Raw genomic sequence first — 19,191 nt, forward strand, 5'->3', positions numbered from 1 at the left:
GTTTTTCGACCGACCCCGGCAATCTGTGGTCGGCTCCGCCAGGTCATGCGGTGGGGAACACGCAGGCCCTCCCCCCACTGGAGGCCTCCCCAGCCCGCTTTTGATCTTGAGAGCGCGCCAGCGCGTTCCAGGCGCGAAGCGCACCAAGAAGAGCGAAGCGCCTAAAGCAAGGTGGTGATCAAGGCGAACCAAGCGAGAAGCACGCCGGCGACGACGCCGTAAGCGACCCACCGCCACACCAGCACCTTGCGCGCGAGCCAGACGGAAGGGGCGATACCACCCACGACCAGCACGTTCGCCAGCAGCGCCAGCCAAGGGCTGGTCTCACCGAGCCCCAACGACAGGGTGACGACCATGAACGTCACCACGGCCGCGGTGAACACGCTCACGGTCAAGCCGGTGCCCCAGGGAGGCCGCTCCTCCCGGGGCTCCGGCTCCGGCTCGACCGGGGGCAGCCGTTCCACCGGGGGCGCTTCCACGACGACCTGCTCGCCGGTCACCGGGTCGGTGTACGCGACGGGCGTGCCCATGTCCGCGGCCAGCCGTCCCGCCAACTGCCTCCCGCGCCGGGTGACCAGCGCCCCCGCCGCGCCGTTCGCGGGCGGGTCGGTGCGCAGCACCGCTTCGGCGACCTTGGCCCACTCGTGCAGCGCGTCGGCGAGTCCCGCGCCCAGCGGCAGCGTGTGCGGGTCCACCTCGTGCTCGCCCGCGTCGTCGCGGCCCGCCAGCACGGCACGGCCGCCCCGGACCCGCAGTTCCACGAATGTCCTCCTCGGCGACGGGGTGCTCCAGGGTGAACGTAGTCGGTCAGGCGATCGCGTAGAAGGCGATCGCGGCGGCCGTGGCGACGTTGAGCGAGTCGACGCCCGAGGCCATCGGGATGCGGACGGCCAGGTCGGCGGCGGTGATCGCCTCCTCGGTCAGGCCGTGGCCCTCCGACCCCAGCATGACGGCGACCCGCTGCCCGCGCAGCCCGGCGTCCTGGAGGTTGACCGCCGACGCGCGCGGGGTGAGGGCGGCGACGCGGAAGCCGTTGTGGCGCAACACGTCCAACCCGCGTCCGAGATCGGGCACCGTGGCGAACGGGACGCGCAGCACGTGCCCCATCGAGACGCGGACGCTGCGCCGGTAGAGCGGGTCGCTGCACCCGGGGCCGAGCAGCACGCCGTCGACGCCCAGCGCGGCGGCGTTGCGGAACAGGGAACCGAGGTTCTCGTGGTCGCCCACGCCTTCCAGCACGGCCAGGCGGGTGGAGCGCCGGGCCAGGTCCTCGACGGCGGGCTGCGGCGCGCGGTCGGCCGCCGCCAGGACGCCCCGGTTCAGGTGGAACCCCACGACCTCGGCCATGACCTCGGGCGTCGTCACGTACGCCGGCGCGGGCAACTCGCCCAGCGCCTCCACCCGGCGGCGCACGCCGAGCAGCGCGCGCACCGGGTACGGCGAGGCGAGCAGCCGTTCGACGACCACCACGCCCTCGGCGATGACCAGCCCCCGGCCACCGGGTCGGTCGGGCCTGCGGTCGGCCGTCGAGAGGTCGCGGAAATCGTCCAGTCGGGGGTCCGCCGGATCGTCGATCTCGATCACCCGGGCAGTGTCCCACTTCCCGGCATGTGAACACCGCTCGTAGTCCAACGGGTCGAACCGCAAGCGCTGGACCAGCGTTTTCTCGCTGATTGTTACCTGCATGTGACAGAGAGCACCGATTTGGACGCTGGCGGGCACAGGGCAGCCGTGTCACGGTTGACCTCCGCTGAGCCCGCCGGAGCAGCCCGACCGATTGGGAGGCGGCATGGGTAGCAATGTGTCCAGTCGGACGTTCACCAGGGAGGACCGCCAGCGCTACCGCGAGCGGGTGCAGCGGTGCTTGGACGCGCTGGGGACCATGTTGGCGGAGGACAGCTTCTCCTTCCCGCGCCAGCAGATGGGCCTGGAGATAGAGCTCAACCTCGTGGACGACTCGGGCCGCCCCGCGATGGCCAACGCCGAGGTCCTGGAGAAGATCGACGACCCGTCGTTCACCCTGGAACTGGGGCAGCACAACCTGGAGGTCAACGTCCCGCCGCGCGAACTGGCCGGTGACGAGACGCTGGACCTGGAGCGCGAGCTGAAGCAGACGCTGGCGTGCGCCGACGACAAGGCCCACGACGCGGGCACGTCCCTGGTGATGATCGGCGTGCTGCCCACGTTGCGGCATGAGCACTTCGACCGCCGCTGGCTGTCCGACAGCCCGCGCTACGCGCTGCTCAACGACCAGATCTTCGCCGCGCGCGGCGAAGAGATGGTGCTGAACATGGAGGGCACCCCGATGCCGGGGAGCGCCGCGCCGGAGAAGTTGTTGAGCTACGCGGAGTCCATCCTGCCCGAGGCGGCGTGCACGTCCGTGCAGCTGCACTTGCAGGTGGCGCCGGACGACTTCGCCGCCCACTGGAACGCGGCCCAGGCGCTGGCGGGCGTGCAGGTGGCGATCGCGGCGAACTCGCCGTTCCTGCTGGGGCGGGCGCTGTGGCACGAGACGCGCATCCCGTTGTTCCTCCAGGCGACCGACACGCGGCCGGTCGAGCTGAAGAACCAGGGCGTGCGGCCCCGGGTGTGGTTCGGGGAGCGGTGGATCACGTCGATCTTCGACCTGTTCGAGGAGAACGTGCGGTACTTCCCGGCGCTGCTGCCGGAGACCGGCGACGAGGACCCGTTGGACGTGCTGGGCGCGGGCGGGACGCCGTCGCTGACGGAACTGAGGCTGCACAACGGAACCGTGTGGCGCTGGAACCGGCCGGTGTACGACGTGGTGGACGGCGTGCCGCACCTGCGGGTGGAGAACCGGGTGCTGCCGGCCGGGCCGACGGTGCTGGACACGATGGCGAACGCGGCGTTCTTCTACGGCGCGCAGCGGGCTTTGACGACGCTGGACCGTCCCTTGTGGACGCAGATGTCGTTCGACGCGGCCGAGGAGAACCTGTACGCCGGGTCGCGGCACGGGATGGGCGCGCACCTGTACTGGCCGGGGATCGGGTGGGTGCCGCCGGACGAGCTGGTGCTGCGGCGGCTGCTGCCGTTGGCGCACGAGGGGTTGGCGGCGTGCGGGGTGTCCGACGAGGCGCGCGAGCGGTACCTCGGGGTGATCGAGGCGCGGTGCCTGTCGCGGCGGACCGGGTCCACGTGGCAGCGGGACACGGTCGCGTTGCTGGAGGAGCGCGGGGTGGAGCGGGAGGTGGCGTTGAGCGCCATGCTGGCCCGGTACGTGGAGCTGATGCACCACGGGGATCCCGTGCACACCTGGCCGGTGGGGTTGTAGCCCTCCGGCGACGGCCGGCACCGACGGCCCGCCGTCTCGAACGGGCCGACAGCGGCAAACCGGGCGGCCGGTCTCCTCGAAGCGGCGAGCCGCCCGGTCAGCGGCGGCGGCCGGCCTTCAGCGGGGCCACGTCCGCGCCGTCGTGGGAGCTGCGGCACTCGTCGGGCGTGACGGCCTCCACCGCGAGCGTCAGCATGCCCTTCACGCCGGTGTAGATCGACTCGCCCCGCGACGCCAGCGAGGTGTGCACCCGGTTCGAGTCGGAGAAGTCGCGCTCGTCCTTCGTGCGCTTCTTCCCGGCCTCCTCGGGCTTGGTGGCGCTGCGGAGGTTGACCTCCAGCCACGCGGCCACCTCGGTGGGCGTGGTCAGGACCTCTTCCGGGGTCCGTTCCAGGCGGTCCTGGCGTGGTGAGGCGTGGTCGAGGGAGGTGTGCTCGACGTAGGCGTGCCAGTGGGTGTTGCGCAGCGACCACGTCTGTTCGATCGGCCAGTCGTCCTCCGTGCCCATGCGCTCATCTTGCCAGGGTCCGCACGTCGAGTGTGTGGTCCACCCCCACCGCGTCGGCCAGCCGCCGGTCGTGCGTGACCAGCAGGAGGGTGCCCTCGTAGGTCTCCAGGGCCTGTTCCAACTGCTCGATGGCCGGGACGTCCAGGTGGTTCGTCGGCTCGTCCAGCACCAGGCACGTCGTCCCCCGCGCCTGGAGCACGGCCAGGCCCGCCCGCGTCCGCTCGCCCGGGGACAGGGAGCGGGCGGGGCGCAGGACCGCGTCCGCGCCCACCCGGAACTTGGCCAACAGGGTGCGGACCTCCACGTCGGGCAGGCCGGTGGCCTCGGCGACGACCGCCAGCGCGGTGCGGTCGGTGGCGAAGCCTTCGCGGATCTGGTCCACCTCGCCGACCACCACCGACGCCCCCTGGCCGCGGTTCCCCGAGACCAGCGGGACACGGCCCAGCAGAGCGCCCAGCAGCGTGCTCTTGCCGGACCCGTTCGGGCCGGTGATCCGCCACCGCTCCCCCGCGCCGACGGTCAGGTCGATCGGGCCGAGCGTGACCTCGCCCCGCCGGACGACCGCGTTCCGGAGCGTGAAGGCGATCTGGCTGCCCCGCCCCGCCGACGGCAGGGTCAGGCGGAGTTCCCACGGTTCACGCGGCTCCTCCACCTCCGTCAACCGGGCCAGCGCACGGTCCGCTGTGGACGCTTTCGCGGCGGTGTTCTCCGCGCCCTGCTTGCGGAAGAACTTGATGTTCTTGTCCGGCTCGTCGGACTTCGCGTTGCGGCGCACGCCGGCGCGGGACCACTCGCGGACCTCGCGGGCCCGTTGGACGAGCGCGTCGCGCTTGGCGGCGTAGGTCTCGTACTCCTCGCGGGCGCGCCGCCGGGCCGCCGCCTGCTCGGCCACGTACGCGTCCCAGCCGCCGCCGAACACCGTCAGACCGTGGCTGAACTCGTCCAGCTCGGCGATGTGGGTGGTGGTCCGGGCGAGGAACTCGCGGTCGTGGCTGACCAGGACCATGCCCGCCGGGCTGGCCGGGACGTGCGACTCCAGCAGGTTCAGGCCGGCCGCGTCGAGGTCGTTGGTCGGCTCGTCCAGCAGCAGGAACTCCGCGCGCGCCAGCAGCACCGACGCCAGCCGCAGCCGCGCCGACTGGCCGCCGGACAGGGTCCGGTGCTCGTCGAGCAGGTCGGCGGGCAGCCCGAGCCGCTCGCACACCTCGTCCGCGCGTTCGTCGAAGTCGGCCGCGCCGATGGCGGTCCACCCGTCGAAGGCGTGCGCGTAGGCGTCCTCCGCGCCGGGCACGCCCTCGGCCAACGCGCGCGTCGCGGCCTCGAACCGCTCGACCGCCGCGGCGACACCGGTGCGCCGAGCGAGGTGGGCCCGCAACGACTCCCCGGGCCGGACGGTCGTCTCCTGGGTGAGGAAAGCGACGCTCCCGCGCGCGACCACGGTCCCCTCGTCCGGCTTCGCCTCGCCGGCGAGGACCCGCAACAAGGTGGACTTGCCGACACCGTTGGGCGCGATCAGCCCGACACGTTGACCCGGGTGAACATCGAGATCGACCTCCTGGAGCACGGTCCGCGGACCGAACGACAGCGTGACGTTCCGGGCTGCCAGTACGGACACGCCCCGATCGTCGCAGGATCGCCGGTGATCAGCACCTCAGTTTCCGGACGCCCTAGTTGCAAGTAGATTGCAAGTACCAGAAGGTTGCAACGAGGGGATGTCATGGCCCAGTACGTCCTGCCCGACCTGGATTACGACTACGGCGACCTGGAGCCGGCGATCATCGGCGAGATCAACGAGCTGCACCACTCCAAGCACCACGCGGCCTACGTCAAGGGCGCGAACGACACGCTGGACCAGATCGCCGAGGCGCGCGACAAGGAGTCCTTCGGCTCGATCGTCGGCCTGGAGACCACGCTCGCGTTCCACCTCGCCGGCCACGCGCTGCACCAGGTGTGGTGGAAGAACCTGTCCCCCAACGGCGGCGACAAGCCCACCGGCGAGCTGGCGGCGGCGATCGACGAGCACTTCGGGTCGTTCGACAAGCTGCGCGCCCAGCTGACCGCCGCGTCGTCGTCCATCCAGGGGTCCGGCTGGGGCATCCTCGCGTGGGAGCCGGTCGGTCAGCGGCTGATCACCCAGCAGCTCAAGGACCACCACTCCAACCTGTCGATCGCCACCACGCCGCTGCTGGTGTTCGACATCTGGGAGCACGCGTACTACCTGCAGTACCGCAACCTGAAGGCCGACTACATCTCGGCGCTGTGGAACGTCGTCGACTGGGACGACGTCAACGCCCGCTTCGAGGCCGCGCGCGCCGGGCGGAACGGTCTCCAGCTGCCCTGAGAACCCGGCGACGGGTGCTCCGACAAGCCCCGCGCCGCCGGTCCCGTGGTGGATGCTCCGACAAGCCCCGCCACCGGACACGACGAGGCCCCGCTCCCCGGCGGTACGACCGGGAGGCGGGGCCTCGTCTGTTCCCGAACTGACTGCCGCTCCCACCACGAAGCAACGAGACTTAGGTTAGCCTAACTTCGCCTTGCTGGGAAGCCCGGCGCACGAACCCCCGCGCGACCAGCTCCACGACCACCGCGATCGCCGCCGCCTCCACCGCGAGCAGCCCCAACAGGACCACCAACTGCAACGCGCCGGCCTGCCACACCGGCGCCCCGCCCAGCAGCATGCCCACGAAAGCACCCGGAAGTGTGACCAGCCCCACGGTCCGCGTCTGGTCCAGGGCAGGCAGCAACGCCTCCCCCGCCGGCCCGCGCACCAACTCCCGCACCGCCACCGACTCGGTGAACCCCAGCGCCAGGGCCGCCTCGAACTCGCCGTGCCGGTCCCGCAGGGTGTCCAGCGCCCGCCGCACGGACAACGTCGTCGCGGTCATCGCGCCACCGATGAGGATCCCGCCGACCGGCACCAGCGCGATTCCCTCGACCGGCACGAGCCCGCTCAGGACCAGCGCCGCCAGCGCCGGGACCGTCCCGCCGAGGATCGCCACCCCGACCCACGCCCCGCGCCACCCGGTCTTCGTCCGCGCCGCCGACGTCCAGGTCGCCACCGCCGCCATCAGCACCAGGAACCCGGCCGTCAACGGCAACGACGCCAGCACCACCGTGATGACCGCCGACACGACGGCCAGCTGCACGGCCGCCCGCGCCGCCGCCCGGACCACCGGTCGCGGGGAGGCCAACCGCGCCCACCACAGCACCGCCCCGGCCGCCCCGGTGAAGAACACGCAGACGACGAGCAGCCGCACCCAGTCCGTCGTGATGACCACGGAGGCCATCATCGCCTCAGAGCCGGGCGCGCCGCCGCAGGCCGAGCCGGTACGAGGGCAGCGTCAGGCCACCGCGGCGCGCCAGGACGACGCCGCCGACCAGGGCCGCCACGATCGAGACCGCCCCGCCGACCACCAGGGGCGCGCGGGCGGTGAAGTGCTCGGCCAGCCAGCCCATGACCGGGCCGCCCACCGGGTTGCCGCCGAGGAAGACCAGCATGTAGAGGCCCATCACCCGGCCGCGCATGGCCGGGGTCACGGCCAGCTGCACGGTCGAGTTGGCGGTGGTCGTGAAGGTCATCATCGCGATGCCCACGGGGATCAGCAGCGCGCCGGTCAGCCACAGCGAGGGCATCAGGCCGGCGACGATCTCCAGCGCGCCGAACGCCAGCGCGCCGATGATCAGCAACCCCGGCTTCGGCTTGCCCTTGGCGCTGCGGCGGGCCGCCAGGGTCGCGCCGGCCAGCGTGCCCACGGCCATCAGCGTCGAGAGCAGGCCGTAGGCGTCGGCGTCGCCCCCGAACGTGTTGCGCGCCAGCACCGCCAGCGTCACGTGGAAGTTCAGCCCGAACGTGCTGACGAAGAACACCAGGAACAGCAGGATCACCAGGTCGCCCCGCCCGCGCACGTACCGCAGGCCCTCGCGCAGCTGGCCCTTCTCACGCGGCACGGGGTCGCCGCGGTGCAGCTCGGCCGGGCGCATCAGCAGCAGGCCCGCGATCACGCCGACGAACGTCATGGCGTTGAGCAGGAACACCCACCCGGTGCCCACGACGATGATCAGCCCGCCGGCCACGGCCGGACCGACCATGCGGGCCAGGTTGAACGTCATCGAGTTCAGCGCGACGGCGTTGGTCAGCTGGTTCCGGCCGACCATCTCGACCACGAACGACTGCCGCACCGGCGTCTCGATGGCCGCGACCGCGCCCAGCAGCAGGCACAGCAGGTAGACGTGCCACAGCTCGGCGACGCCGAGCACGTCGAGCAGGCCCAGCGTCAGGGCGCACAGCCCGAGCCCGACCTCCAGGACCAGCAGCAGCCGCCGCTTGTCCATCCGGTCCGCGAGCACGCCCGCCCACAGCGACAGGAACAGGATCGGCGCGAACTGCAACGCCGCCGCGATCCCGAGCGCCACCGGCGACCCGTCGGACAGCTCCAACACCAGCCAGTCCTGGGCGACGCGCTGCATCCACACGCCGACCAGGGACACGACCTGGCCGGACGCGTAGAGCCGGTAGTTGCGGACGCGCAGGGACCCGAACATGCGGGGTTTCGGCGGCGGGGGTAGCGCTTCGCCTCGATCGACCCGATCGGACTCGTTCCCACCCGCGTACGCCGGCACCCGTTACTGCCCCGCCATCCTGTCGATTATCTCGGCGGCGCGCGACAGCACCGCCCGGTCCTCCGGTGTCAGCTCCGCCAGCCGCTTGTCCAGCCACGCCTCGCGCGCGGACACCTCTTCGTCTATGTAGGCCAGCCCGGCCCCGGTCAGCTCCACGATCGCCTGCCGCCCGTCGGTCGGGTGGGGGCGGCGCGTGGCGAAGCCGTACTCCTCCAGCGCCGCGATCACCCGCGTCATGGACGGCGGCTGGACGCCTTCCTTGGCGGCCAGCTCGCCCGGCGTCAGCGGCCCGCACTTGTGCAGCGTGGACAGCGCGGACACCTGGGTGAGCGAGATCGCGGAGTTCACCCGCTGCGCGCGGAGCCGTCGGGTCAGCCGGACCACGGCCAGCCGCAACCGGCTCGCCAGTCCCCGTTCCGCGTCGCTCTCCGCCACGTAGTTAGCATACCTCACGATCTCGCACCCGTCGTGTGAACCTGCCCATTCAGCCGCCGAGAGCAGCCTGGATGGGTCCGATGGCGAAGTAGACGACGAAGGCGGCGGCCACCGCCCACATCAGCGGGTGCACGCTGCGCGCCCGCCCGGTCAGCGCCCGCAGCACCACGTAGCTGACGAAGCCCGCGCCGATGCCGTTGGCGATCGAGTAGGTGAACGGCATCACCACGATCGTGAGGAACGCGGGCAGCGCCACCGAGAAGTCGCCGAAGTCGATCTCCTTGACCTGCACGATCATCAGCGCGCCGACGATGACCAGCGCCGGGGCCGCCGCCTCGACCGGCACGATCGAGTACAGCGGGGTCAGGAACATCGCTGCGAGGAACAGCAGGCCGGTGACGACGTTCGCCAGGCCCGTCCGCGCGCCCTCCGCGATGCCGGCCGCCGATTCGATGTAGACGGTGTTGGACGAGCTGGACGCCGCCCCACCCGCGACCGCGCCCACGCCGTCCACGAACAACGCCTTGCTCACGCCGGGCAGCTGGCCGTCCTTGCCGATCAGCCCGGCCTCCTTGCCCAGGCCGGTCATGGTGCCGACGGTGTCGAAGAAGTCGGTCAGCACGAGCGTGAACACCAGCAGGGCGGCGGTCAGGGCGGGCAGCCGGGTCCACGCGCCGAACGACACGTCACCCAGCAGGGCGAGGTCCGGCAGCCCGAACACCTGGTCGGGCAGCGCCGGGTAGCCCAGGTTCCACCCGGCCGGGTTGGTCCCCTTGGACGGGCCGGCCTGCGCGACCGCCTCCACCACGATCGCCAGCACGGTCGAGGCGAGCACACCGATGAGGATCGCGCCCTTGACCTTGCGGGCGACGAGGATGCCGGTCAGCACCAGGCCGACCACGAACACGAACGTCGGCCAGGACGCGATGGACCCGCCGATGCCCAGTCCGACCGGGACGGTCGTGCCCGCCGCGTCCGGGACGCGCCGCACGAAACCGGCGTCCACCAGCCCGATGAAGCAGATGAACAGGCCGATGCCGACCGCGATGGCCGCCTTCAACTCCGGCGGCACCGCGTTGAACACGGCCGTGCGCACCCCCGTGACGACGAGCAGCAGCACCACGAGCCCGTTCACCAGGACCAACCCCATGGCTTCGGGCCAGGTCATCTGCGGCGCGAGGGACACCGCCACGAACGAGTTGATGCCGAGCCCGGTGGCCAGCGCGAACGGGTAGTTCGCGACCAGTCCGAACAGGATCGTCATGACCCCGGCGACCAGCGCCGTGACCGCCGCGACCTGCGACACCGGCAGGATCGCGCCCAGCACGTCCTTCTTGGCCGACGGGTCGTCCGCCGCGAAGCTGCCCAGGATCAGCGGGTTCAGCACGACGATGTAGGCCATGGTCACGAACGTGACCAGCCCACCGCGCACTTCCCGCCCCACCGTCGAGCCGCGCTCGGAGATCTTGAAGAAGCCGTCGAGCCCTGTCCTCGACACCTCACCGCCGGTCTTCGCGGCCATCTCGCCTCCACTCCGGGTAGTCCAGGTGCGCAGAGCGTGCCGCACCGGTGTTTCCGCCAGGTAGCCTGCCTGACGTGGCCGAACAGACCCAATCGCTGCCCGCCCCGCCCCCGCTGCCGGTGCGGCTGACCGACCCGGTCCCCGCCATCGCCGGCGGCACGGCCCTGTGGCTGCTGGCGTTCGCGGCGGTCCTCCTGTTCGCGCGCGACCAGACCACGTTGCTGTGGACGTGCGCGGCGGGCGCGGGCCTGGGCGTGATCGGCTACGGCATCTTCAGATGGCAACGATCAGCCGCCCGAAGGGGTTCGCGCACCGCCCAATCCGGCCTCGACTAACCGCCCCCACCCCGACACACCACCTTCGACACACCCGCTTTTCGGCGCGCAGCGCCGCGAAGGGCCCCGCCGGGTCACCCCCGACCCGGGCTTCTTGCTTGTGTCATCCCCGTATGGCCTGCCCGAAGGGCTACCGCACTTTGCCGGGGTCGGGCCAAAAAGTTTTGCGAGGAACGAGCAAAAGTTTTTCGACCGACCCCGGCAAAGTGTGGTCGGCTCCGCCAGGCCGTACGGGGATGGCACAAGCAAGAAGCCCCCGCCCTTGCTCTTGTGTCCATCCTTGGCGGCCTGCCCGCCGGCGAGGCGCTCTTGATCTTTGATTTTGAGGGCGAAACGCCCAGCCGCACGCTCCGCGTGCTCCGATCAACCCAACAGGACGGTCGGGGTCGGGTCGGCGATCAAGGCCGCGAACGCGTGCCGGTCGGACCACCTGTTCGTGGCCCACGCCAGCGCCCGCGCCAGTCCCTCCGGCGTGTCCGCCGCGTGCGGCACGCCGTCCTCGACCCACCACGACACCTCGTGCGACTCGCCTTCGAACACCACGTGCAGTTCGTCGTGGACGATCACCGGGCTGGTCGGCAGCTCCACCCCGAGCAGGTCGCAGGCCAGCCGGACCGCGCCCAGCTCGGCCCACACGACCTCGTCGCCCGCGGTCTCGACCTCCCCGACGACCTCTTCGGAGGCCAGCGGCAGCGCGAGCAGCTCCGCCAACGCCTCCGCGTGCCCCTCGGCGGCCAGGACCTGGTTGCCGGGCAGGACGCCCAGCAGCCACGGCAGGTCCAGCACCACCACGTCGTCCGCCGCCACGGCCTCGCCGGTCAGCACCCGCACGCGGTCCGGCGGCTCGACGCTCACCGAGTCCGCCACCTCCGCCAGGGCCGCGTGCACCCGCAGCACCAACGCGTCGGCGAGCTTGCGCTCCGGGTCGCCCAACCGGGTCAGCAGGTCGGTGACGTCGTCCTCGTCCAGCACCGTCAACGCGGTCCGCACACCGGCCGCCGCCAGCACGTGCGGCGGGACGTCCACGTCGGGCACCACGTCGTACAGGCCGTCCAGGCCCTCCGCGTCCGGCAGGCGCCACCCGTTGAGCGGGCAGCCCTCGATGGTCGCGTAGCGGGCCAGCCACCAGCCCGTGTAGCCGTCGGGTTCGGCCACCGCGCGCCACGCGACCGGGTCGGCGGCCATCAGGCGCAGGGCGGCCGGCCACTTGTCGCGCGCCACCAGGTCCAGGTCGCGGATGCCCAGCACGCGGGTCGGCGGCTCGTCCGCGCCGTCCCACCAATAGCCCTCGTCGGCCAGGTCGTGGTCCGGCTCGGTGGGCGCGGTGTCGTCCACGACGGTGAACCCGTCGATCACGCCCACGCCCGTCCACACCTCGCGCGGCCACCGGGCGGCCAGGTCGGCGTCGAGCACGCCGATCGGGGCGTCGGACTCCAGCACCGACAGCAGCGGCGAGTCGGGCAGGGCCAGTTCGTCGGCGCGCCGCCAGTCGCCCTCGGCGTCGGGCAGGGCCAGCTCACCCAGCCACGGACGTCCGCCGGCCCGCGCGACCAGCGACAGGACCGTCTTGACCAGGTCCGGGCCGTCCATCGCGGGGTCGTCGAGGCTGTGCTTGACGGCCTCGCGCAGGGCGTCGGAGTCGAGCAGCTCCCCCGGGCCGGCCTCCAGCGCGCCCAGGCGCAGCAGCAGCGGGTGCGCCGCCTCCGGGTGGACGATCCGCAGGCCGGACACGTCGAACGACACGTCGGCGGGCAGCACGTACACGCCGCGCGGCGAGCTGACCAGGCGGCCGTCCGCGAGCGGCACGGGCAGGCTGCCCATCTCCTCGCGGGCCGTGGAGTCGACGTCGGCCAGCGGGGTCAGCGCGTCGTAGACCTCGTGCCACCAGCCCGGGTCGCCGCCGATCCCGGCCAGCGCCTCGACCACCTCGGCGACCGACATGCGCGGGACTTCCAGCGCCGCCAACGCCTTCGCGTGCTCGGGCAGGGTCAGCTCGGCGTCCAGCAGGCCGGGGACGACGTCCTCCAGCAGCTCGACCAGCGGCTCGGACGGGGCGTCGAGGACCCGGGCGTTCTCCGGCGCGGTCCACTCGCCGCTGGCCAGCGGCAGCCAGGACGCCTTCCGCAGCGCGGCCAGGACGCGCTCGCGCAGCAGACCATCCACTTCGGACAGCGGGAAGCCGGGCAGCGGCACCAGGGACGTGCGGTCGATCGCGGGCAGCGCGAGGACCAGGTCCGGGTAGGCCAGGGCGGCCTGGTCGAGCACGAACTCGGCCGCCGCGCCGACCAGCACGCGCCGGCGGGACGGTTCCACCGGCAGGGACGCGATCAGCCGCGCCGGCAGGGACATCTTCTCGTCGGTCGGGGTCGGGGCGTGCAGGACGTCGCCGGTCAGCGGCTCGTCCATCGGCCACGCCCAGCAGGCGTTCCAGTGCGGCCGGGCCTCGACGCCCTGCACCAGGTGCGCGGACAGCTCGCCGCCGACGCGGTGCACGCGCCACCGCTGCGCCCCGGCCGGGCCGTGCAGCACGACCACGCCGTCGTCCTCGGCGCGCTCCCAGACCTGGTCGCCGACCTCGATCCGTCGGAGGCCGGGCAGCGCGAGCAGCAGGTCCGGGACCTGGTCGGCGAACTCGGCGAGCAGCGGGGCGGCGTCGACCTTGAGCGGCAGGCGGACCTCGGTGTCGAAGCCCGCGGGGAGGTCGGCCTCGTCGGTCGGCCAGACCAGCCGCAGCACGGGCACGTCACCGCCGCGCGCCTCGGCCAGCTCCGGGACGGCCTGCCGGGTGCGGGAGGCGGAGAACAGCACCCCACCGGACGTCGAGACCACGCGCGGGGCGTCGGTGACGGCGAGGACGGCGGCGAAACCGACGCCGAACTGGCCCACCGTGTCGGCGGACTTGGCGGACGCGCGCAGCGAGGCCAGGGCCGCCACGCCCTCGGCGGTCAGCGGGTGCCCGGTGTTGGCGGCCCGCAGCTCGCCGTCCACGATGGACAGTCGGAGCGTGCCCGGGGTGGGGCCGGCGGCGTCGGCGGCGTTCTGGGCGAGTTCGACCAGCAGGCGGTCGCGGTAGCCGCCCAGGCGCAGGTCCTCCTCGGCGTTGGCGTCCTCGCGGAACCGCGTGGGCGAGCCGCGCCAGGCAGCGAGCACCGAGTCCCGCAACGCCTCGGTGCCGAACGGGTCCCGGCTCACCGCCCGGACTCGTCCGCTTCGGCAGGCTCGGCTTCGACAGGCTCAGCTTCGGCAGATGCAGCGGCTTCGGCAGGCTCAGCTTCGGCGGCGGGCCCGGCTTCGGCAGCAGTCGGCTCAGCGGCTTCGGCCTCGGTCGACGCGGCCTCGGTCGGCGCGGTCTCAGCGACGGTTTCGTTCACCTCGACGTCCAGGATCGCGTCGTCGTAGACCAGGTCGGCCACCGGCACCGCCGGGCCGCCCTCCACCTCGACCTCCGAGTGCGCGCCGCACCCGTACTCCACGTGCACCACGTGCCCGTCCGCCGGCGTCAGCTCGTTCGCGCACACCCCGAACGCCGCGCCCAGCGACCCCGCGATCCGCGTGTAGAAACCGCACGTCCCACAGGTCGCGGGAGCACTGCGGGCCATGTCGCTGCGCGGGCCGAAGTCGCCGCCGTGCCAGCGGGACGCCGCGTCCAGCACGCCCTCGCGGGACAGCACGCGCACCCGGCCCAGGCCGACCTCCAGCGCGACCTCCTCGACCGCCGGGTCGTCGGAGCCCACGTACCCCGGCACCAGGCGCGGGTCGTCCTCCCGGGCCGGCAGGAGGTCGCCGACGCCCAGGTCGCCGGCGCGCACGCGCTCGTGCCACGGCACCCAGTCCGGCGCGACCAGCGCGTCGTTGCCCGGCAGGAGCACCACCTCGGACACCGACACCGGCGTGCCCGGCCCGGCGAACGCGACGGTCACCGCCCAGTTCCACCCCCGGTACCCGGCGTGCTCGGCCTCGAACAGGTGGGTGACCGACGCCTCGTCCTCGGCGAGCGCACCCACGTGCGCACCTACGGGTTCCGCACCCGCTTCTTCTTGAGCCGCGGCGCGGGCGGTCGACACCGCCGCGGCGTCGACGAGCGCCGGGTCGGCGAGCACTGGATCGGGCTGCTGGGTCGGCGTGGCGGTCACAGGTGAATTGTGCCGCACGTCTTCGCAGGCTCGTGCACACGTGCCACCCTTTCGGACGTGCGGTGGCTCCCGGTGGCAGTGGTCCTCGTCATGTCGACGGCGTGCACGTCCACGCCGAACCCGCCCGAACAGCCCGACCAGCAGGGCAGACCCACCGTCGAGGTGGTCGGCACCCTCCCGCACGACCCGGAGGCGTTCACCCAGGGCCTGGAGCTGGTCGACGGCGTCCTCTACGAGGGCACCGGCCTGGAGGGCGAGTCGACGCTGCGCCGCATCGACCCGGCCACCGGCGAGGTCAAGCAGCGCGTGGACCTGCCCGCGGACTTCTTCGGCGAGGGCGTGACCGTCGTCGGCGACCGCGTCTGGCAGCTCACCTGGCGCAACGGCGTGGCCATCCAGCGCGACAAGAACACCCTCCAAGAGGTGAAACGCGCCACGTACGAGGGCGAGGGCTGGGGCCTGTGCCGCGACGGCGACCGGCTGGTGATGAGCGACGGCACCGAGGAGCTGCGGTTCCGCGACCCGGAGACGTTCGCCGAGACCGGCCGCGTGACCGTCCGCCGCAACGGCGTCCCGCTGGTCCGGATCAACGAGCTGGAGTGCGTCGGCGGGGCCGTGTGGGCGAACCTGTGGCAGCTCGACGAGGTCGTCAAGATCGACCCGAAGACCGGCGACGTGCTGACCACCGTCGACCTCAGCTCCGTGCGCCCGGCGGACGTGCCCGAGTCGAACGTCCTCAACGGCATCGCGGCGGTGCCCGGCAGCACCGACGAGTTCCTGGTCACCGGCAAGAACTGGCCGACGATCTTCCGGGTGAAGATCAAGGAAGGGTGACCGCGAGCCCGGCCTTCACCGCGTCGAACACCGGCATCGTCTCGTAGCGCTTGACGTTGTCGTCGCGCTGGAACAGCTCGTCGCCGACCTCGCGGCAGCGGGCCATGTCGGGGACGGACAGCACCACCAGGTAGTCCCACCGCCCGGCCAGCTCGTAGCACTGCTGCACCTCGGGCGTGGCGCGCATGCGCTCGGCGAAGGCCCGGTGGTGCGCGTGGGACTCCCGTTCGAGCACCACCAGCACCACGGCGAGCAGCCCGCCCACCTTGCCCACGTCGAGCACCGCCACCTCGCGCTTGAGCAGCCCGGACGCCCGGTAGCGGGTGATCCGCCGCTGCACGGCGGAGGGCGACAGGCCGACCAGCTCGCCCAGGTCGTGCAGGGTGCGGCCGGAGTCCTGCTGGAGCTGCTCCAGGAGTCGGCGGTCCACGTCGTCCACGCAAAGATCTTGCGTGGTGGCGGGTGAACTTTCAATCGCCACCACGGGCGGGCGACCTAGCTTCTGGGCATGGACATCGAGCTGGAGAACATCGCCCGCGCCGCCAAGACCATCGACCCCGTGTTCCGCGACACCCCGCAGTACGTGGACGAGCAGCTGTGCGCCGCGCTGGGCCGCCGGGTGCTGGTGAAGGTGGAGACCGCGAACCCGTTGCGCAGCTTCAAGGGCAGAGGAGCGGACTTCCTGGCCTCGACGCTGCCCGTCGGGCGGTCCGTGGTGTGCGCGTCGGCGGGCAACTTCGGGCAGGCCGTGGCCTACGCGGGGCGCAACCACGGCTTCCCGGTCGAGGTGTTCGTGTCGGACCGGGCGAGGCCGGAGAAGGTGCGCCGGATGCGGCTGCTCGGCGCGACCGTGCACGAGGTCCCGGGCGACTTCACCGGCGCGAAGGACGTCGCGCGGCGGCACGCCGAGGAGACCGGGGCGGTGTTCGTCGAGGACGGTCGGGAGCCGGCCGTGTGCGAGGGGGCGGGCACCATCGCCGTGGAGCTGCTGGGGGCGGGCGTGCCGGTCGACACGGTCGTGGTGCCGCTCGGCGACGGCGCGCTGATCACCGGCATGGCCCGGTGGCTCAAGCACCACTCGCCGCACACGCGGGTGGTCGGGGTGTGCGCGGCCGGCGCGCCCGCGTTGGCGCACGCGTGGGCCGGGCGGGCGTGGGAGGGGCCGGCCGAGACGATCGCCGACGGCATCGCGGTGCGGGTCCCGGTCGCGGAGTCGGTCACACGGGTGAGGGAACTCGTGGACGACGTGGTGCTGGTGTCCGACGACGCCCTGCGGGACGCGGCCGACCTCGCCCTGCGGACGCTCGGGCTGGTGCTGGAGCCGGCGGGGGCGGCGGGGCTGGCCGGGTTGGCGGTCCACGACCTGCCCGGGGAGACCTGCGCCACCGTGCTCACCGGGAGCAATGTGTGAGACAGCCCGGAGCCGGTGAGGCAGGATTGGGGTGTGACGCGTCCACGGCCGGAAGACCCGTCGCGGCGGTACCCGTGGGAGGACGACGAGTACAAGCCGCGGACCCGGCCGTACCCGACGCCCGGCGTGCCACCCGGCGTGCCGCCCGGTGCCGCGCCCGGTGCTCCACCCGGCGCCGCGCCCGGTGGGTATCCGCCGCCGCGGGATGAGCGTGGGTATCCGCCGCCGCGAGAGCCGCGACCGGGCGACGGGCCAACCACGCCGACCTTGCCGAAGAAGTTGACCGTCACCCGCGTGGCGTGGTTCCGGACCAAGCAGCTCAGCACGCAGGCGGTGCGGGCGTTCCGGCGCGCGGCGCACGCGGACGGGGCCAAGCAGTCCGGGCTGTCGTCGCTGACCTACGCGGTGATGCTGAACTACGCCGCCGACGCCGCGATGGCCGTCGCGCTGGCCAACACCCTGTTCTTCTCGGCGGCGGCTGGGGAGAGCCGGGGCAAGGTCGCGCTGTACCTGCTGATCACGGTCGCCCCGTTCGCGGTCGTCGCCCCGGTGATCGGCCCGGTCCTCGACCGCATCCAGCACGGCCGCCGGGTCGCGCTGGCGCTGTCGTGCGTGCTGCGGGTGTTCCTGTCCATCGTCATGGCGATGAACTTCGACAACTGGGGCCTGTACCCGGCGGCGCTGGGCAGCATGGTGCTGTCGAAGTCGTTCACCGTGCTCAAGGCGGCGATCACCCCCCGGGTGCTGCCGCGCGAGATCACGCTGTCCAAGACCAACGCCCGGATGACCGTGTTCGGGCTGGCGGCGGGCGGTGTGTTCGGCGCGGTCGCGGCCGGGTTCGCGAACCTGTTCGGCTCGCCCGGCGCGCTGTGGTTCACGGCCGTGCTGTGCCTGGTGAACGCGTGGCTGTGCCTGCGGATCCCGGCGTGGGTCGAGGTGACCGAGGGCGAGGTGCCGACGTCGCTGCGCGCCAAGCCGCGCAAGCCGCGCCAGGCGCTGGGCCGGACGGTCGTGGTGGCGCTGTGGGGCAACGGCTCGATCCGGATGCTGACCGGGTTCCTCATGCTGTTCTCGGCGTTCGTGGTGCGGGCGCAGACCGAGGGTGACGCGTTCATGCAGTTGCTGCTGCTGGGCGTGATCGCGGGCGCGGCCGGTGTCGGGAGCTTCCTCGGCAACGCGGTGGGCGCGCGGCTGCACTTCGGCGCGCCGGACCAGGTCGTGATCGGGTGCCTGGTCGCGGCCGTGCTGTCCACGGTCCTGGCCGCGATCCTGCCGGGCCTGATCACGGCGGCGGTGGTGGGCCTGGTCGGCGCGACGGCGAGTTCGCTGGCCAAGGTGTCGCTGGACGCGGTGATCCAGGACGACCTGCCGGAGGAGTCGCGGGCGTCGGCGTTCGGGCGGTCGGAGACGATCCTGCAGCTCGGGTGGGTGTTCGGCGGCGCGATGGGCGTGTTGCTGCCGACCGAGTACTGGATCGGGTTCACGGTGCTGTCGGGGCTGCTGGCGTGCGGGCTGGCCCAGACGATCGCGACCCGGCAGGGCAGCACGCTGATCCCGGGCCTGGGCGGCGACCGCCCCATCAGGCCGACGGCGGTCACCCCGTAGGCTCGTCAGCCGTGCGCCGAGTGTTGCCCGTCCTGCCGCTGCTGTTCGTTGCGGCCTGTGCCGTCCCGACGAACCCCGAGGTGACGTTTTACGCGGACGGCAAGACCGTTGTCGTGAAGCCGACCCAGTACTGCGACCTGAAGTCCGAGGACTGCGACGTGGACGCGCGGGCGGCGGGGGTGCTGCGCGTGCGACCCGGTCGTCCGGTCCAGATTTCGGTGCCCGGGGAGTTGGCCAACTCGGCGTGGTCGGTGAAGTTCACCTACCGCAATGCGCGGGGTGAGGCGCAGGAGCCGTTGCGGAGCAAGCTGTTCACCGAGCGGGAGCCCCGGTTCGCCTACACGTTGGTGTTGCCGAACCCGGATGACCAGTTGGAGAGCGTCGAGGTGCAGCAGTACGGGGCTCGGATCGAGACCAGTGCTACTGGCGCTTTCGACTTCGTTGCTCGTGGGACCTGGGTTTTGTCTGTCGACGATCGTCGCTAGCTTGCGCTTCG

At 72.5% G+C, this 19,191-nt stretch carries 18 protein-coding genes; 7 read left to right on the plus strand and 11 right to left on the minus strand.

Going from position 1 to position 19,191, the window contains the following annotated elements; translation table 11 throughout:
* Positions 1-161: 161 nt before the first annotated feature.
* The gene (locus ABD126_RS07105) at positions 162-761 is read right to left on the minus strand and encodes a DUF2537 domain-containing protein (RefSeq protein ID WP_343932828.1); all 600 of its coding nucleotides are present in this window, start codon (positions 759-761) and stop codon (positions 162-164) included.
* A 46-nt stretch (positions 762-807) separates the two neighbouring features.
* Positions 808-1,584 carry a TrmH family RNA methyltransferase gene (locus ABD126_RS07110; protein WP_343932829.1) on the minus strand — a complete coding sequence of 259 codons (777 nt, stop codon included), beginning with the start codon at positions 1,582-1,584 and terminating at the stop codon, positions 808-810.
* 205 nt (positions 1,585-1,789) lie between these two features.
* Between ABD126_RS07110 and ABD126_RS07115 the strand changes: the two genes are divergently transcribed.
* Positions 1,790-3,292 (plus strand): glutamate-cysteine ligase family protein, encoded by a 1,503-nt coding sequence (locus tag ABD126_RS07115; RefSeq protein ID WP_343932830.1) that lies wholly within the window; start codon positions 1,790-1,792, stop codon positions 3,290-3,292.
* Positions 3,293-3,389: 97 nt separating this feature from the next.
* On the opposite strand, the gene ABD126_RS07120 is transcribed toward ABD126_RS07115, so the two are convergent.
* Both ABD126_RS07120 and ABD126_RS07125 read right to left on the minus strand, forming a co-directional pair.
* Positions 3,390-3,800 (minus strand): hypothetical protein, encoded by a 411-nt coding sequence (locus ABD126_RS07120; RefSeq protein WP_343932831.1) that lies wholly within the window; start codon positions 3,798-3,800, stop codon positions 3,390-3,392.
* Between the two features lie 4 nt (positions 3,801-3,804).
* Positions 3,805-5,385, minus strand: a complete 1,581-nt coding sequence (locus ABD126_RS07125) for an ABC-F family ATP-binding cassette domain-containing protein (RefSeq protein WP_425542760.1) — start codon at positions 5,383-5,385, stop codon at positions 3,805-3,807.
* 132 nt (positions 5,386-5,517) lie between these two features.
* On the opposite strand from ABD126_RS07125, the gene ABD126_RS07130 reads away from it, so the two are divergent.
* Complete coding sequence (locus ABD126_RS07130) at positions 5,518-6,141, plus strand: superoxide dismutase (RefSeq protein ID WP_343932833.1); 624 nt, start codon at positions 5,518-5,520, stop codon at positions 6,139-6,141.
* 172 nt (positions 6,142-6,313) lie between these two features.
* On the opposite strand, the gene ABD126_RS07135 is transcribed toward ABD126_RS07130, so the two are convergent.
* The 4 genes from ABD126_RS07135 to ABD126_RS07150 are packed head-to-tail and all read right to left on the minus strand — an operon-like array spanning position 6,314 to position 10,377.
* On the minus strand, positions 6,314-7,087 hold the full coding sequence (locus ABD126_RS07135; protein WP_425542761.1) for an ABC transporter permease: 774 nt from the start codon (positions 7,085-7,087) through the stop codon (positions 6,314-6,316).
* A 7-nt stretch (positions 7,088-7,094) separates the two neighbouring features.
* Positions 7,095-8,420, minus strand: coding sequence for an MFS transporter (locus ABD126_RS07140; RefSeq protein ID WP_425542755.1), 1,326 nt, complete (start codon positions 8,418-8,420; stop codon positions 7,095-7,097).
* Positions 8,421-8,423: 3 nt separating this feature from the next.
* The gene (locus tag ABD126_RS07145) at positions 8,424-8,873 is read right to left on the minus strand and encodes a MarR family winged helix-turn-helix transcriptional regulator (RefSeq protein ID WP_343932836.1); all 450 of its coding nucleotides are present in this window, start codon (positions 8,871-8,873) and stop codon (positions 8,424-8,426) included.
* Positions 8,874-8,904: 31 nt separating this feature from the next.
* Positions 8,905-10,377 (minus strand): NCS2 family permease, encoded by a 1,473-nt coding sequence (locus ABD126_RS07150; RefSeq protein WP_343932837.1) that lies wholly within the window; start codon positions 10,375-10,377, stop codon positions 8,905-8,907.
* Positions 10,378-10,451: 74 nt separating this feature from the next.
* Here ABD126_RS07150 and ABD126_RS07155 point away from each other — a divergent pair, with 74 nt between their 5' ends.
* Complete coding sequence (locus ABD126_RS07155) at positions 10,452-10,712, plus strand: DUF2530 domain-containing protein (RefSeq protein WP_343932838.1); 261 nt, start codon at positions 10,452-10,454, stop codon at positions 10,710-10,712.
* Positions 10,713-11,075: 363 nt separating this feature from the next.
* On the opposite strand, the gene ABD126_RS07160 is transcribed toward ABD126_RS07155, so the two are convergent.
* Positions 11,076-13,904, minus strand: coding sequence for a sacsin N-terminal ATP-binding-like domain-containing protein (locus ABD126_RS07160; protein WP_343932839.1), 2,829 nt, complete (start codon positions 13,902-13,904; stop codon positions 11,076-11,078).
* Positions 13,901-14,845, minus strand: coding sequence for a DUF3027 domain-containing protein (locus tag ABD126_RS07165; protein WP_343932840.1), 945 nt, complete (start codon positions 14,843-14,845; stop codon positions 13,901-13,903). Before ABD126_RS07165 ends, ABD126_RS07160 begins: the two co-directional genes overlap by 4 nt.
* 72 nt (positions 14,846-14,917) lie before the next feature.
* Between ABD126_RS07165 and ABD126_RS07170 the strand changes: the two genes are divergently transcribed.
* Complete coding sequence (locus tag ABD126_RS07170; RefSeq protein ID WP_343932841.1) at positions 14,918-15,679, plus strand: glutaminyl-peptide cyclotransferase; 762 nt, start codon at positions 14,918-14,920, stop codon at positions 15,677-15,679.
* On the opposite strand, the gene ABD126_RS07175 is transcribed toward ABD126_RS07170, so the two are convergent.
* Positions 15,666-16,118, minus strand: coding sequence for an Lrp/AsnC family transcriptional regulator (locus ABD126_RS07175; protein ID WP_343932842.1), 453 nt, complete (start codon positions 16,116-16,118; stop codon positions 15,666-15,668). The genes ABD126_RS07170 and ABD126_RS07175 overlap by 14 nt on opposite strands.
* Positions 16,119-16,187: 69 nt before the next feature.
* Between ABD126_RS07175 and ABD126_RS07180 the strand changes: the two genes are divergently transcribed.
* Genes ABD126_RS07180 through ABD126_RS07190 form a run of 3 tightly spaced genes read left to right on the plus strand, consistent with a single transcriptional unit; the run spans position 16,188 to position 19,180 of the window.
* A complete protein-coding gene (locus tag ABD126_RS07180; protein WP_343932843.1) occupies positions 16,188-17,090 on the plus strand; it encodes a threonine ammonia-lyase in 903 nt (300 codons plus the stop codon).
* A 33-nt stretch (positions 17,091-17,123) separates the two neighbouring features.
* Positions 17,124-18,695, plus strand: a complete 1,572-nt coding sequence (locus ABD126_RS07185; protein ID WP_343932844.1) for an MFS transporter — start codon at positions 17,124-17,126, stop codon at positions 18,693-18,695.
* Between the two features lie 20 nt (positions 18,696-18,715).
* Positions 18,716-19,180, plus strand: coding sequence for a DUF2771 family protein (locus ABD126_RS07190; RefSeq protein ID WP_343932845.1), 465 nt, complete (start codon positions 18,716-18,718; stop codon positions 19,178-19,180).
* Positions 19,181-19,191: the final 11 nt, after the last annotated feature.

The sequence above is a fragment of the Saccharothrix mutabilis subsp. mutabilis genome, from assembly GCF_039521145.1.
GTDB classification, from domain to species: domain Bacteria; phylum Actinomycetota; class Actinomycetes; order Mycobacteriales; family Pseudonocardiaceae; genus Actinosynnema; species Actinosynnema mutabilis.

Excerpts from the sequence above, each read along its gene's own strand:
- ABD126_RS07130 (WP_343932833.1), top strand. The coding sequence starts at position 5,518 with ATGGCCCAGTACGTCCTGCCCGACCTGGATTACGACTACGGCGACCTG.
- ABD126_RS07180 (WP_343932843.1), top strand. The coding sequence starts at position 16,188 with ATGGACATCGAGCTGGAGAACATCGCCCGCGCCGCCAAGACCATCGAC.
- ABD126_RS07135 (WP_425542761.1), bottom strand. The coding sequence starts at position 7,087 with ATGGCCTCCGTGGTCATCACGACGGACTGGGTGCGGCTGCTCGTCGTC.
- ABD126_RS07120 (WP_343932831.1), bottom strand. The coding sequence starts at position 3,800 with ATGGGCACGGAGGACGACTGGCCGATCGAACAGACGTGGTCGCTGCGC.
- ABD126_RS07115 (WP_343932830.1), top strand. The coding sequence starts at position 1,790 with ATGGGTAGCAATGTGTCCAGTCGGACGTTCACCAGGGAGGACCGCCAG.
- ABD126_RS07150 (WP_343932837.1), bottom strand. The coding sequence starts at position 10,377 with ATGGCCGCGAAGACCGGCGGTGAGGTGTCGAGGACAGGGCTCGACGGC.